Origin of the sequence: Pseudomonas arabinosi, from assembly GCF_047758675.1 — a bacterium.
GTDB classification, from domain to species: Bacteria; Pseudomonadota; Gammaproteobacteria; order Pseudomonadales; family Pseudomonadaceae; genus Aquipseudomonas; species Aquipseudomonas arabinosi.
This window is the reverse complement of sequence record NZ_CP180480.1, coordinates 651,636-664,477: the sequence shown is the minus strand read 5'-3', so window position 1 is coordinate 664,477 and position 12,842 is coordinate 651,636. Positions and strand designations below refer to the sequence as shown.

Here is a 12,842-nt window from a genome sequence, read left to right as displayed (position 1 = left end):
AAAATGCCCCGCCAAGTGCGGGGCATTTTTTTGCTTGCGAAGCCGGATTAACAATCGATTGATGGGTGAACATTTTGGCCCCATCGCGAGCAAGCTCGCTCCCACATTGGATTTGCGTCGTTCACAAATCCCCTGTGGGAGCGAGCTTGCTCGCGATGGGAGCGCCTCGGTTTTACTGAATCTCTTCCGGCTTCACGATCACCCAGTTCTTGTCCGCCGTAACCTGCAACCCTTCCTTGGCCTGAGCCGCTGCGTGCTTGGCCATCATGCCGTTAATCTGGGTCATGTATTTGTCCTTGCGGTTGACCCACAAGTGGATGCCGCCCTTGGCCACATCGACGCTGTGGAACAACATGAAGCCATCGCTGGTTGGCGTATCACCGCCGACCAGCACCGGTTTTTTCCACTCATCGATGTAAGTCAGGATCGCCGCCTGCTTGCCCGCCATCCAGGTCGCCGGGGTCCACAGGTACGGGGTCAGTTCGAGGCCCAGGTTTGCTTTCTCGTCATACTTGCCCGCGGTGATCTGCTTACGCGCCGTGGTCAGCTCGCCGGTCTTCGGGTCCTTGAGCAACAAGCTCACGCCGATCACGTTCTGCGGTTTGACGTTGTAGCCGTACTTCGGATCGGCGGCGACCATCCGCACCAATTCTTCGGAGGCGGCGGTCATCACGTAGACCTCGATGCCGTTCTCCATCAGCTTGTTGTAGAGTTCTTTCTGACCGGTGAAGATTTTCGGCGGGTTGACGTCGAGTTTCTTGACCACGTCGCCTTCGTAATACGTCGCCGGCACCGGTTTACCGGACGCCATCAACTCATCGACGTAGCCTTTGAGTTCCTGGAGGGTGAAGCCGGAGAACACTTGGGCGACCCATGGATAGCAGACCATGTCGTCGATTTCGCAGAGGCGATAGTAGTAGCTGAACAGGCTTTCCTTGTGGTCGGCGGTGTCTTTGAACGGCATCAGCTTCAGGGAGGGGTCGAGTTTCTCGCGGGTGATCAGGCCCTTGTTTTCCATGAACGGCAGCAACGACTCTTCGAGGTCGTAGCGGTAACTGGTGTTGTCCATGTCGAACACCGCGTAGTTACCTTTGTTGGCGTTGGCGGCAATCATTGCGTCCAGCGCCTTGGCCTGATCGGCAGGCCAATGCTTCAAATCCGTGGCGAATACCTGGCCGGCAAGGCCCAGGCAGAGTGCAGCGACCAGAAATTTCGGTGCGAGCTTCATTGGCATGCTTCCCTTATTAAAAGACCCTGATTCAAAGAGATCGACGCTAACAAATTAGTGTGACAGTCCCCGTCTGCCTGCGACCGCCCGCGTCCCTTTCGCGCCAGCTGCATCTCCAACAACGACACCCTCTTATTCCAAAAACGACAGTTAACAGACCTTTTTGATATTAAATCATTAGTTTTCAAGCTGTTAGGCTTGCCGGTTCGCGGCTGCCCCGGAAGGTAGCTGGCACAAGTCTTTATCGGAGTTCCAATGAATCTGCCGCTGATCCTCAATCTGCTGGTGTTCCTCGCCCTGCTCTTTGGCCTGGCGCAAACCCGTCACACCACCTGGAGCCTGGCGAAAAAAGTCCTGCTCGCGTTGGTGCTGGGCGTGGTCTTCGGTGTGGCTCTGCACACCGTTTACGGTGCCGGCAACCCGGTACTGAAAGCCTCGATCGGCTGGTTCGATCTGGTAGGCAACGGTTACGTGCAGTTGCTGCAAATGATCGTGATCCCGCTGGTGTTCGCCTCGATCCTCAGCGCCGTGGCCCGTCTGCACAACGCCTCGTCGTTGGGCAAGATCAGCTTCCTGACCATCGGCACACTGTTGTTCACCACCGCCATCGCGGCGCTGATCGGTATCGGTTTGACCAACCTGTTTGGTCTGACCGCCGAAGGCCTGGTGGCCGGCACTCAAGAAATGGCGCGTCTGCAAACCATCCAGACCGACTACGCGGGCAAGGTTGCCGACCTGAATGTGCCGCAGCTGTTGCTGTCGTTCATTCCGCAAAACCCGTTCGCCGACCTCGCTCGCGCCAAGCCGACTTCGATCATCAGCGTGGTTATTTTTGCTGCGTTCCTTGGGGTCGCGGCGCTGCAACTGCTGAAAGATGACGTCGAAAAAGGTCAGAAAGTGATCAACGCCATCGACACCCTGCAAGCCTGGGTGATGCGTCTGGTGCGACTGGTGATGAAGCTGACCCCGTACGGTGTATTGGCGCTGATGACCAAAGTGGTCGCCGGCTCCAACCTGCAAGACATCATTAAACTCGGCAGTTTCGTGGTGGTTTCCTACATCGGGCTGGGCCTGATGTTTGTGGTCCATGGCCTGCTGGTGTCGGCCGCCGGGATCAATCCGCTGCGCTTCTTCCGCAAGATCTGGCCGGTGCTGACGTTTGCCTTCACCAGCCGTTCCAGCGCGGCGACCATTCCGCTGAGCATCGAAGCCCAGACCAGCCGCTTGGGTATTCCACAGTCCATCGCCAGTTTCGCCGCATCGTTCGGCGCGACCATTGGCCAGAATGGCTGTGCCGGTCTGTACCCGGCGATGTTGGCGGTGATGGTTGCGCCGACCGTGGGCATCAACCCGCTGGACCCGCTGTGGATCGCGACGCTGGTGGCGATTGTGACGCTGAGTTCGGCCGGTGTGGCCGGCGTGGGCGGTGGCGCGACGTTTGCGGCGTTGATCGTGTTGCCGGCGATGGGCTTGCCGGTGTCACTGGTGGCGTTGCTGATTTCGGTTGAGCCGTTGATTGATATGGGGCGTACGGCGTTGAACGTCAGCGGTTCGATAACGGCGGGTGCGATTACCAGCCAGATCATGCAGCAGACGGATAAAGAGCTGCTGGATGCGGATGAGCATTCGGAGTTGGCTCACGCTTAGATTTTTTAGCGTCTGATCTGGCCTCATCGCCAGCAGGCTGGGTCCCACAGGGGTTTTGCGTGTTCACACAATCCGTGTTTCACCTCAAACCCACTGTGGGAGCCAGCCTGCTGGCGATGCTTTTAGGCCTTTTCCCAAACTTCAAAGTTGTACGCCGGCTTATCCCCCTCGGCCGGATTCTCGGTGTTCGACACCAGTTTCCACTCGTTCAAATCAAACTCCGGAAACCACGCATCCCCTTCCGGGCTCAGCGCCACACGCGTCAAATACAGCCGATCCGCCTGAGCCAACCCTTGCGCATACAACTGCGCCCCACCAATCAGCATCAGCTCATCAACGCCCTGTTCCCGCGCCCACTCTTCTGCGCGAACAACGGCAGCCTCCAGCGACGGATAAACCTCCGCGCCCTCCAACGCCAGATCCACCTGACGGCTGACCACGATGTTCAACCGGCCCGGCAACGGGCGACCGAGGGAATCCCAGGTCTTGCGACCCATGATGATCGGCTTGCCGAGGGTGGTGGCCTTGAAGTATTTGAAGTCCCCCGGCAAGTGCCAGGGCATGCTGTTGTCGACGCCGATCACACGGTTTTCACCGAGGGCTGCAATCAGGCTGAGGGGGAGTGATTTAGTCATGCCGGCGAGGATACCAGAGCCTCCCGTACCCCGATAAGCGCCACAGCGGTTATGCTCACCACTGAATTAAGCGACGGGATGCCGCGTGACTGAACTGACTCCACTGCAAAACCTCTGGCTGACCGAGACGGTGCGCCTGCGCGAAGAACACGCCGGCCCCCTGGATGATCTGGAAGCCAACCGACTGGCCCGCAGCGCGGGCGGCGATCTGCCGACACGCATTCAACGCCGCGCCCTGTGGCTGGCCGAGCGCGATGGGCTGACCAGCGCCCTCAAACATTGGCTGCAAGGTGCGCGACTGGCGCTGTTGGTGCTGGCTGTTCTCGCCCTCGCCAGCGGCGCCGGCCTGGCGTTTGCCGCGTTGGGCGACGGACAAACTCCAGTGAATGTGTTCTGGGCCTTGGGCAGTCTGCTCGGGCTGAACCTGATTCTGTTGCTGAGCTGGGCATTGGGCCTGGCCTTCGCTGGCGAACACGGCACCACCCTCGGCCGCTTATGGTTATGGCTCAGCGAAAAACTCGCTCGCGATGCCAAAGCCGCGCAACTCGCGCCGGCCCTGCTCTTGCTGCTGCAACGACAGAAACTCAATCGCTGGGCGGTCGGCGTGCTGGTCAACGGTTTGTGGTTGCTCGCAATGCTCAGCGCGCTGGTGATGCTGTTGATGCTGATGGCGACCCGGCGTTACGGCTTCGTCTGGGAAACCACCCTCCTCGGCGGCGACACCTTCGTCGCCATGACCCAGGCCCTCGGCGCCCTGCCGGCCATGCTTGGTTTCAACGTACCGACCGTGGAGATGATTCGCGCCAGCGGCGATGCCGCGCTGAACATCGAAAGCGCCCGTCAGGCCTGGGCAACATGGCTGGTCGGCGTGCTGGTGGTCTACGGCGTTTTGCCGCGACTGTTGTTGGCGCTGTTTTGCCTGTGGCGCTGGAAAACCGGGCAAGCGGCATTACATCTGGATTTGAACCTGCCCGGTTATGCCCAACTGCGCGAACGGCTGATGCCGACCAGTGAACGCCTCGGCATCAGCGACGCTGCACCAGAGCAATTGCATCGTATTGAAAGCGCTGTCAGCGACCTGCAAAGCGATGGCGCGTTGTTAGTCGCCATCGAGCTGGACGATCAACGCCCCTGGCCGCCGCAATTACCGAAAACCGTGGGCAACGCCGGGATTCTCGACAGTCGCGAATCGCGCAACAAACTTCTCGAACAGCTGAGCCGCTTTCCCCCGGCCCGTTTGGCCATCGCCTGCGATCCACGCCGCTCGCCGGACCGCGGCAGTCTGGCACTGATCGCCGAACTGGCTCGCAGCGCCAGCGCCACTCGCGTCTGGCTGCTGCAAGCTCCGCCGGGCGAAGCGCTGGATGCCGAAAGGCTGGGTGACTGGCACGTGGCGCTGCAACAGCTGGACTTGCCGTTCGCCGATTGCGCGCCGCTGAACTGGCTGGAGAGCGGTCATGACTAATCCATGGAAAGCGCCCTTGAAGCTCGCGGTAGTCGGCCACACCAACGTCGGCAAAACCTCATTGCTGCGCACCCTGACCCGCGATGTCGGTTTCGGCGAAGTCTCCCATCGCCCCAGCACCACACGACACGTCGAAGGCGCGCGGTTGTCGGTGGACGGCGAGCCCTTGCTCGACCTCTACGACACTCCCGGCCTGGAAGACGCCATCGCCCTGCTCGACTACCTCGAACGTCTGGAACGACCGGGTGAACGCCTCGACGGCCCGGCGCGTCTGGCGCGTTTCCTTGAGGGCAGCGAAGCCCGGCAGCGTTTCGAACAGGAAGCCAAGGTACTGCGGCAATTGCTGACCTGCGATGCCGGTCTCTACGTGATCGACGCCCGGGAACCGGTGCTGGCCAAGTACCGCGACGAGCTGGAAGTGTTGGCCAGCTGCGGCAAACCGCTGCTGCCGGTGCTGAATTTTGTCAGCAGCGCCAACCACCGCGAGCCGGACTGGCGCGAAGCATTGGCGCGTCTGGGCTTGCACGCCTTGGTGCGTTTCGACAGCGTCGCACCGCCGGAGGATGGTGAACGTCGACTCTATGAAAGCCTCGCCCTGCTGCTGGAAAACGCCCGCCCGCAACTGGAACGCCTGATCGCCGATCAGCAAGCCCAACGCCAGGCCCGGCAACAAAGTGCGGCGCGGCTGATTGCCGAATTATTGATCGACTGTGCCGCGTGCCGACGCAGCGTGGTCAGCGAAGCGGAGCAAGAACAGCAAGCCATCAACGAACTGCGCAAAGCGGTTCGACAACGGGAACAACGCTGCGTCGAAGCGCTGCTCAAGCTCTACGCCTTCCGTCCGCAGGACGCGGCGGCCAGTGATCTGCCATTGCTCGATGGCCGCTGGGGTGACGACCTGTTCAACCCGGAAACCCTGAAACAGCTCGGCGTGCGAGTCGGTGGCGGTATCGCGGCCGGCGCGGCAGCCGGGGCCGGGGTCGATTTGTTGGTGGGCGGGCTGACCCTCGGCGCAGCGGCACTTGCCGGCGCAATTGCCGGCGGCGCCCTGCAAACCGCGCGCAGTTATGGCAGCCGCTTGCTGGGCAAGATCAAAGGCCAGCGAGAGCTGACCGTCGATGACAGCGTGCTGCGGCTGTTGGCATTGCGTCAGCGACAACTGCTGCAAGCGCTCAATGCGCGTGGGCATGCGGCGATGGACAGCATTCAGGTCGCCACACCCCAGGACAAATCCTGGCGCGAAGGCAAACTGCCCGAGGCACTGAACAAGGCTCGGGCGCATCCGCAGTGGTCGTCGCTTAATCCGCATCCGAAGTTGAATCAGGCGGAAAGGCAGGAACAGGTTGAGGTGTTGGCACAGCAGCTTTAGATCTGTGGTGTCGGGGCCGGCCTCTTCGCGAGCAAGCCCGCTCCCACAGGGGATCCGGGGTGTATCGAGATCCAGTGTGGGAGCGGGCTTGCTCGCGAAGGCCGCAACCCGGTTTCATGGAGTGATCGCTACCACCCCACCTTCAAAAACTGTTTCACCAGCGCCGTCACACGACTTCGATCCGTGCGATCCGAGCGTCCGTCATTGTCCACATCCGAACTCAGTATCACCTCTAGTCCACCATCGTTATCCAGATCGTGGGCCGCAGCCTTATAGGCAATAAGCGGTCCCTCGTGAAAATGCAGCCGCACTGTTTCCGGGCTGCCATCAGCGGAACGATTCTGCGAGAAGATGCGCAAGTGCCGCTCCTCACCTTCACCCTCGTTGAACCAGGCGCATTTCAAATAGGTTTTGCTGAAAGACTTGAGCCGCTGTCGATCCGACTCCGTCGCCTCACGCTGCAACTGTTCATCTTCATAGAACTGGAAATGAACGGTATCTGCCGCCCCCTGACCGCTTCGATCCTGTGCAATCACTTTCAAATAACGCATCCGTGCGCTTCCTTGCGAAAAGCCCAGATTGACCCGTTATCGCAAGCCCATCCATCCGCCGTTTCTCAATTGCCTGTGAGACAACTCATTGCGCCTCGCGGGACAATAGACCGACCGCTTTGCGCTTCAACACCTCCAGATCCATCACCGGCACCTCCATCTCCTTCGCCAACTCATCCCACTGGCGCATGCGCAGACTGACCTCGCACAACGGATCCTGCTCGAAGGTTTCAGCCTCTTCCGCGGTCATCACACCGCCCTGATATTCCAGGGTTCGACGACTGGCTTCACTCAAGCGCTCGTAGTACCCCGGTTCTTTAAGTGTCAGATAACGCTTGGCCTGAACGTGGTATTCCACCAGCCGCGCCATCCGCTCGCTGAAACCTGCGCGGCGCAAATAGTCAGCGCCCAGGCGTTCGTGGCTGACCACGCCGAAGCCGCCCATGTTCTCGGCGCTCTCGGCGCAGATATGGCCGATGTCGTGGAAGAACGCGGCCAACACCACTTCGTCATCAAAGCCCTCGGCCATGGCCAGTTCGGCGGCCTGGGACATGTGCTCGATCTGCGACACCGGCTCGCCGATGTAATCGCTGTCGCCAAAGCGCTCGTACAGCGCGAACACCTCGGCGATCACTTGCTCATGGCGGTCCATCAACTGTCTCCTAATAAGGTCACAACGTTACGTTCGGCCATCGCTGGCCCGACGCTCATGCCGACACCGGTGTGCATCAGTGCCACGCTCACACCCGGCATCGGACGCAGGAAGGAGAACGGCCCCGGTCCCCGTGAACCATAGACGCCCTGCCAGCGTTCGACCACCTGTACCTTGCAGCCCAATGTCTGCTCGGCCAGTTCAATCATCCAGTCATCTACCTGCTCAGCATTGAACGGTGATGGATCGCTACCGTAATGGTGGGAATCGCCGATGATCAACTCACCGTAAGGCGTCGGGCTGATCAGCAGGTGAATGCCGTTTTCATGCAGGTGCGGTTCGTCTCGCAGAATCTGCGCCTGCACCGCCGCCGCTTCCGGCAGATCGGCGAAGGCGCCGTAATGCACGCAGCTCAAACCGGTGAGCAGCGCGTGTTGCAGGTTGAGGTTGATTTGCGGTCGAGCGCGGAGCATTTGCAGGCGGCAGATTTGCGGGTTGAGTTCAGCGATCGGCTCGGCCAGCAACGTCTGATAATCGTGGCCGGAACAGACGATGATCTGTTCGGCACTGAAGGTGCCGGCGGTGCTGTGCAAGCGGCCGGGCTCGATGTCGCGCACGAGTGTGGAGAAGTGAAACGCGACGCCGAGTTCGCGGCGCAGGTAGTCGATCAGCGCTGGAATCGCTTCACGGGAATACAGTTGCTGATCGTCCAAACCGTGTAACGCCGCGCGATGATGTCTGAACTGGCCGCCGTACAAATCGCGCAATGCAGCGCCGCGTAGCAGGTCGACGCGGTAACCGTGCTCCACGGCACGACCGGCGCAGAAGGCTTCCAGCAGCTGTTCTTCGGCTTCGGTGCGGGCAAACAGGTACGAGCCGTTGCGCTTGAGTTGCAGACCGGCGAGCTGCGCCCATTGGCCCCAGATCTCGCGACTGGCTTTGGCTAGTTCGAGCATCGGGCCCGGTGGTTGGCCGGTGACCAGTGCCTGACCGAAATTGCGCACCGATGCGCCTAAGGGCGTTTCGCTGCGCTCGAAAACGGTGACTTTCAGACCGCGCCTGGCGGCGGCGTAAGCGTGGGACAGGCCGAGAATGCCGGCGCCTACGATCAGCATGTCGTTGTGTTGTGTCATGGGGTTTTGTCCTGAACTCAGGACCGCTATCGCGAGCAAGCTCGCTCCCACATTGGATTTGTGATCGACGCACATCCCCTGTGGGAGCGAGCTTGCTCGCGATGAGGCCCTGTCAGCCTACGAAGATTTACTTGGCAGCCACTTTCTCGGACTTGCCGTCATAGCGCTTGCGCCATTCGGTGAGGATTTCGTCGCGATTCTTCGACGCCCAGGCAAAGTCGTTCTTGATCAAACGCTGCTCGTAATCTGCCGGCAATTCGGTCTGCGGCTTGGCAATACCCGGTTGCGCGAGGACGGCGAAGTTCTCTTTATAAAGCTCCATCGCCGCGGGGCTGGCGGAGAAGTCAGCCAGTTTCTTCGCCGCTTCTTCGTGCGGTGTGCCCTTGATTACTGCGGTGGCTTCGATCTCCCAGCCCAGGCCTTCTTTCGGCAGGATGATGTCCAGCGGTGCGCCTTGGCGTTTCAGCTGAACAGCCGGGTATTCAAAAGAAATACCGATCGGGAACTCACCCGAAGCCGCCAGCTTGCACGGCTTGGAACCGGAGTGAACGTACTGGCCGATGTTCTGGTGCAGGTCGTCCATGTACTGCCAGCCCTGCTTCTCGCCGAAGGTTTGCAACCAGGCGCTGACGTCGAGGAAACCGGTGCCAGACGAGGCCGGGTTCGGCATGACGATCTTGCCTTTGTACTCAGGCTTGGTCAGGTCCTGCCAGCTCACGGGTTTGCTCAAGCCCTGCTTTTCGGCTTCGACGGTGTTGAAGCAAATGGTCGCGGCCCAGACGTCCATGCCAACCCAGGCTGGCGGGTTGGCGGCGTCGCGGTAGTTACCGCCGATTTTGCCCAGGTCCTTCGGCGCGTAGCTTTGCAGCATGCCTTGCTGGTCGAGGATCGCCAGGCTTGAAGCCGCCAGGCCCCACACCGCGTCAGCCTGCGGACGGGCTTTTTCGGCCAGCAGTTTGGCGGTGATGATGCCGGTGGAATCGCGCACCCACTTGATCTCGACGTCCGGGTTGGCCTTTTCGAAGGCTTCTTTATAGGTCTTCAGTTGTTCGGCTTCGAGGGCGGTGTACACCGTCAACTCGGTTTTCGCCGCGAAGGCGTTCAGGCTGAAAGCGGTGAGGACAGCAGCGGCCAGGGCCATAGGCTTGAACATGATCTTTTCCTGTTTGAGTTGAGGTTTGCGGGATTGGAAATCAATTGCCAGGCGCGGTCTGCCGCCAGGCCTGGGAGCGACGCAACAAACCGCGCGAGGCCCAGGCCAGCAGCAGGGAAACGCCCGCCGAGGTGAACAGAATCAGGGTCGACATCGCTGCGGCGCCGCCGACGTTGCCAGCGTCGTCCATGTTCAGCACCGCCACCGCCGCGAGAATGGTGTCGGGGCTGTAGAGGAAGATCGCCGCCGAAACGGTGGTCATGGCCGAGACGAACAGGTAGCGCACGATGTCCAGCAGCGCCGGCAGGCAGATCGGCACGGTGACGCGCAGGTAATGCCGATACAGCGGCGCCTTGAGCGACAGCGCGGCGGCTTCAAACTCGGCATCGAGTTGGCGCAGCGCCGTGGTCGCGGTCATTTGCGCGGTGGTCAAATAGTGAGCAATGGTGCAGACCACCAGCAGGGTCATGGTCCCGTAGAGCACATGCAGCGGGTTGCCGGTGAGGTTGAAGAAGAAGACGTAACCCAGGCCCAGCACCAGCCCCGGCACCGCCATCGGTACGAAACTGAGCATGCGCAGTGTCAGATTCAGCCCGCGCTGGCCCTTGGTTTTTTCCATCAGGTACGCGCCGGTGAAGATCAGCACGCTGCCAATCAGCGCCGTGCACAACGCCATCTTCACGCTGTTGCCATAGGCCAGCCAGCCACCGCCCGCCGTGTCGTTGAACTGGTAATGATTGAGCGAGAGCGACAGGTTGTACGGCCAGAATTTCACCAGTGACGAATACACCGCCATGCCGAACACCAGCAGCAACACCGCGCAGATCAGCAACACGATGGCCAGGTAGCAGCCGTCCCGCAGTTTCGACGGCGCCGGTTGAAAGACCTGCGCCCGGCCGCTCATGGAGTCGCCGTGACGGCGACGCAACCAGGCGTCGACACCGAAGCTGAACAGCGCCGGCAGCAGCAGGACCATGCCGATCAACGCACCGCGACCGAACTGTTGCTGGCCGACCACGGCTTTGTAGGCTTCCAGCGCCAGCACCTGATAATCGCCACCGACCACCACGGGTACGCCGAAGTCGGTGATGGTCAGGGTGAACACCAGACAGAACGCCGCGAACACAGCCTGACGGGTTGCCGGCCAGGTGATGCTGCGGAAAGCTTTCGCCGGACTGGCGCCCATGCTGGAGGCGGCATCGAACAGTCGCGCATCCGCCAGGGACAGCGCCGACAGCAGAATCATCAAGGCGTGTGGGAAGGTGTAGATGACCTCACCGAGAACAATCCCCCAGAAGCCGTAGATATTGTCCGAAAGCAAACCGCGCAACATGCCCTGGTTGCCGAACAGATAAACCAGCGCAATGCCCGGCAACATCGACGGCGCCATCAGCGGCAACAGCGACATGCCGCGCCAGATGCCCTTGCACGGTATCAATGTGCGTTGCAGCGCGTAGGCAAACAGGTAGGCCAGCGGTACGACAATCGCCGCAACGCTGAGGGAAACTTTCAGGCTATTGCCGAGCAACCAGTGGAAATTGGCACTGGTCACCAATTCACGGGCGGCCACCAGACCGCCGCCCTGCCCGGCTTCAGCGCTGAAACCGCGCCAGAAGATCGCCAGCAACGGCATCAGCACCGCAAGGCCGAGCAACACCAGCAACAGGACCTTGCCGCCGACCACGAACACCCGGTCGCCGATCTCGGCACGGGAGGTCTGCCGAACCTGCTTGTGCGGTATCGGCAGCGCGAGGTTCGCGCTCATCAGGCAAACACCTGCAGGCTGCGCGGTGGCAAGGCGACCATGATCTGCTGCGCGCCAAGGCGCGGCATGGCTTCGGGCGCGAGTTCCGCCAGCAATGCGTGGCCCGGCAGTTGATCGAGTTCGAAGCTCATGCGGCAGCGGTTGCCGAGGAAGGTGATTTCGCGAACCTTGGCCGGAAACAGGTTTTCTTCATGCACGGGCGGGTTGACGTTGATCGCTTCCGGGCGGCAGAACAGACGACCCGATGCGGCGTTGCCCGAATCGGCGGCCAGGCGCACGTTCATTCCGCCAACTTGCGCATGGCTGTCGCTGCTGCGCTGGAATGGCAGCCAGTTGCCCTGACCGACGAACTCCGCCACAAACGGTGTCGCCGGGCGGTCGTAGATTTCCTGTGGCGTAGCATATTGCTCGACCTTGCCGTTGTTCATCACGGCGATGCGGTCGGCCATCAGCATGGCCTCGTCCTGATTGTGCGTGACCATCAGGGTGGTGATGCCGAGGTTGCGCTGCAGTTGGCGCAGTTCGGTGCACAGATGCTCGCGAACCCGGGCGTCGAGGGCCGACATCGGTTCGTCCAGCAGCAACAACGAAGGCGCCGGCGCCAGGGCCCGCGCCAGTGCGACGCGCTGCTGTTGGCCGCCGGACAATTGGCCGGGGTACTTTTTCTCACTGCCGATCAGGCCGACCAGTTCCAACATCTGACCGACACGCTTGCGCACTTCATCGCGACCACTGCCGGCGAGGCCGTAGCCGATGTTCGCTTCGACGGTGAGATTGGGGAACAGCGCGTAGGACTGAAACAGAATGCCGTAGTCCCGAGCCTGGGGTGCCAGGTGGGAAACGTCGCGATCGCCGAGGTACAACTCGCCGCTGTCCTGCTTCTCAAGACCGGCGATGCAGCGCAGCAAGGTGGTTTTGCCACAGCCCGACGGACCAAGCAGACACACCAGTTCACCGGCCGCCACGTCGAGGGAAACGTTATCCAGCGCGGTGAAGGCGCCGAAGCGTTTCTGCACGCCGCGCACTTTCATCGGGGCGCCGGGGTTGGTCAGGGCAGTTGCGATCGAGTGGTTCATGGACAGGCCTCATCAAGCAGATGAAGGCCATCCTAGATTTGTAATGCGTCCGTCATGTGGCAGTGAGGCAAAAACGGTTGATAGTGGTATTCAAGGATTTGGGTTGCCCGGACTGACGCTATCGCGAGCAGGCTCGCTCCCACAGGGGAATGCGGTCACCTGTGGGAG

Annotated in this window: 11 protein-coding genes; 3 read left to right on the top strand and 8 right to left on the bottom strand. The window is 61.0% G+C overall.

Going from position 1 to position 12,842, the window contains the following annotated elements; genetic code table 11:
- Positions 1-172 precede the first annotated feature (172 nt).
- Positions 173-1,228, bottom strand: a complete 1,056-nt coding sequence (locus ACMXYJ_RS03020; RefSeq protein WP_415758734.1) for a haloacid dehalogenase-like hydrolase — start codon at positions 1,226-1,228, stop codon at positions 173-175.
- 255 nt (positions 1,229-1,483) lie between these two features.
- Between ACMXYJ_RS03020 and ACMXYJ_RS03015 the strand changes: the two genes are divergently transcribed.
- Complete coding sequence (locus ACMXYJ_RS03015) at positions 1,484-2,875, top strand: L-cystine transporter (RefSeq protein WP_046045195.1); 1,392 nt, start codon at positions 1,484-1,486, stop codon at positions 2,873-2,875.
- Between the two features lie 122 nt (positions 2,876-2,997).
- Here ACMXYJ_RS03015 and ACMXYJ_RS03010 read toward each other — a convergent pair whose 3' ends face one another.
- Complete coding sequence (locus ACMXYJ_RS03010) at positions 2,998-3,510, bottom strand: dihydrofolate reductase (protein WP_415758733.1); 513 nt, start codon at positions 3,508-3,510, stop codon at positions 2,998-3,000.
- Positions 3,511-3,595: 85 nt separating this feature from the next.
- On the opposite strand from ACMXYJ_RS03010, the gene ACMXYJ_RS03005 reads away from it, so the two are divergent.
- The gene (locus ACMXYJ_RS03005) at positions 3,596-4,975 is read left to right on the top strand and encodes a DUF2868 domain-containing protein (RefSeq protein WP_415758732.1); all 1,380 of its coding nucleotides are present in this window, start codon (positions 3,596-3,598) and stop codon (positions 4,973-4,975) included.
- Positions 4,968-6,344, top strand: coding sequence for a GTPase/DUF3482 domain-containing protein (locus tag ACMXYJ_RS03000; protein ID WP_415758731.1), 1,377 nt, complete (start codon positions 4,968-4,970; stop codon positions 6,342-6,344). The genes ACMXYJ_RS03005 and ACMXYJ_RS03000 overlap by 8 nt, the downstream gene beginning before the upstream one ends.
- Before the next feature lie 128 nt (positions 6,345-6,472).
- On the opposite strand, the gene ACMXYJ_RS02995 is transcribed toward ACMXYJ_RS03000, so the two are convergent.
- From ACMXYJ_RS02995 to ACMXYJ_RS02970, 6 genes are all read right to left on the bottom strand, one after another.
- Positions 6,473-6,895 carry a hypothetical protein gene (locus ACMXYJ_RS02995; protein WP_415758730.1) on the bottom strand — a complete coding sequence of 141 codons (423 nt, stop codon included), beginning with the start codon at positions 6,893-6,895 and terminating at the stop codon, positions 6,473-6,475.
- A gap of 85 nt (positions 6,896-6,980) precedes the next feature.
- On the bottom strand, positions 6,981-7,547 hold the full coding sequence (locus ACMXYJ_RS02990) for a phosphonate degradation HD-domain oxygenase (RefSeq protein ID WP_415758729.1): 567 nt from the start codon (positions 7,545-7,547) through the stop codon (positions 6,981-6,983).
- Positions 7,547-8,680, bottom strand: a complete 1,134-nt coding sequence (locus ACMXYJ_RS02985) for a TIGR03364 family FAD-dependent oxidoreductase (RefSeq protein ID WP_415758728.1) — start codon at positions 8,678-8,680, stop codon at positions 7,547-7,549. The genes ACMXYJ_RS02990 and ACMXYJ_RS02985 overlap by 1 nt, the downstream gene beginning before the upstream one ends.
- A gap of 127 nt (positions 8,681-8,807) precedes the next feature.
- Positions 8,808-9,833, bottom strand: coding sequence for a putative 2-aminoethylphosphonate ABC transporter substrate-binding protein (locus tag ACMXYJ_RS02980; RefSeq protein ID WP_415758727.1), 1,026 nt, complete (start codon positions 9,831-9,833; stop codon positions 8,808-8,810).
- Positions 9,834-9,873: 40 nt separating this feature from the next.
- Complete coding sequence (locus ACMXYJ_RS02975; RefSeq protein WP_415758726.1) at positions 9,874-11,598, bottom strand: putative 2-aminoethylphosphonate ABC transporter permease subunit; 1,725 nt, start codon at positions 11,596-11,598, stop codon at positions 9,874-9,876.
- A complete protein-coding gene (locus tag ACMXYJ_RS02970; protein WP_415758725.1) occupies positions 11,598-12,674 on the bottom strand; it encodes a putative 2-aminoethylphosphonate ABC transporter ATP-binding protein in 1,077 nt (358 codons plus the stop codon). The genes ACMXYJ_RS02975 and ACMXYJ_RS02970 overlap by 1 nt, the downstream gene beginning before the upstream one ends.
- Between the last annotated feature and the right edge of the window lie 168 nt (positions 12,675-12,842).

Bases quoted from the DNA above. Each gene is read 5' to 3' on its own strand.
- ACMXYJ_RS03020 (WP_415758734.1), bottom strand. From the start codon at position 1,228: ATGAAGCTCGCACCGAAATTTCTGGTCGCTGCACTCTGCCTGGGCCTT.
- ACMXYJ_RS03015 (WP_046045195.1), top strand. From the start codon at position 1,484: ATGAATCTGCCGCTGATCCTCAATCTGCTGGTGTTCCTCGCCCTGCTC.
- ACMXYJ_RS03010 (WP_415758733.1), bottom strand. From the start codon at position 3,510: ATGACTAAATCACTCCCCCTCAGCCTGATTGCAGCCCTCGGTGAAAAC.
- ACMXYJ_RS03000 (WP_415758731.1), top strand. From the start codon at position 4,968: ATGACTAATCCATGGAAAGCGCCCTTGAAGCTCGCGGTAGTCGGCCAC.
- ACMXYJ_RS02995 (WP_415758730.1), bottom strand. From the start codon at position 6,895: ATGCGTTATTTGAAAGTGATTGCACAGGATCGAAGCGGTCAGGGGGCG.
- ACMXYJ_RS02990 (WP_415758729.1), bottom strand. From the start codon at position 7,547: ATGGACCGCCATGAGCAAGTGATCGCCGAGGTGTTCGCGCTGTACGAG.
- ACMXYJ_RS02985 (WP_415758728.1), bottom strand. From the start codon at position 8,680: ATGACACAACACAACGACATGCTGATCGTAGGCGCCGGCATTCTCGGC.
- ACMXYJ_RS02980 (WP_415758727.1), bottom strand. From the start codon at position 9,833: ATGTTCAAGCCTATGGCCCTGGCCGCTGCTGTCCTCACCGCTTTCAGC.
- ACMXYJ_RS02975 (WP_415758726.1), bottom strand. From the start codon at position 11,598: ATGAGCGCGAACCTCGCGCTGCCGATACCGCACAAGCAGGTTCGGCAG.
- ACMXYJ_RS02970 (WP_415758725.1), bottom strand. From the start codon at position 12,674: ATGAACCACTCGATCGCAACTGCCCTGACCAACCCCGGCGCCCCGATG.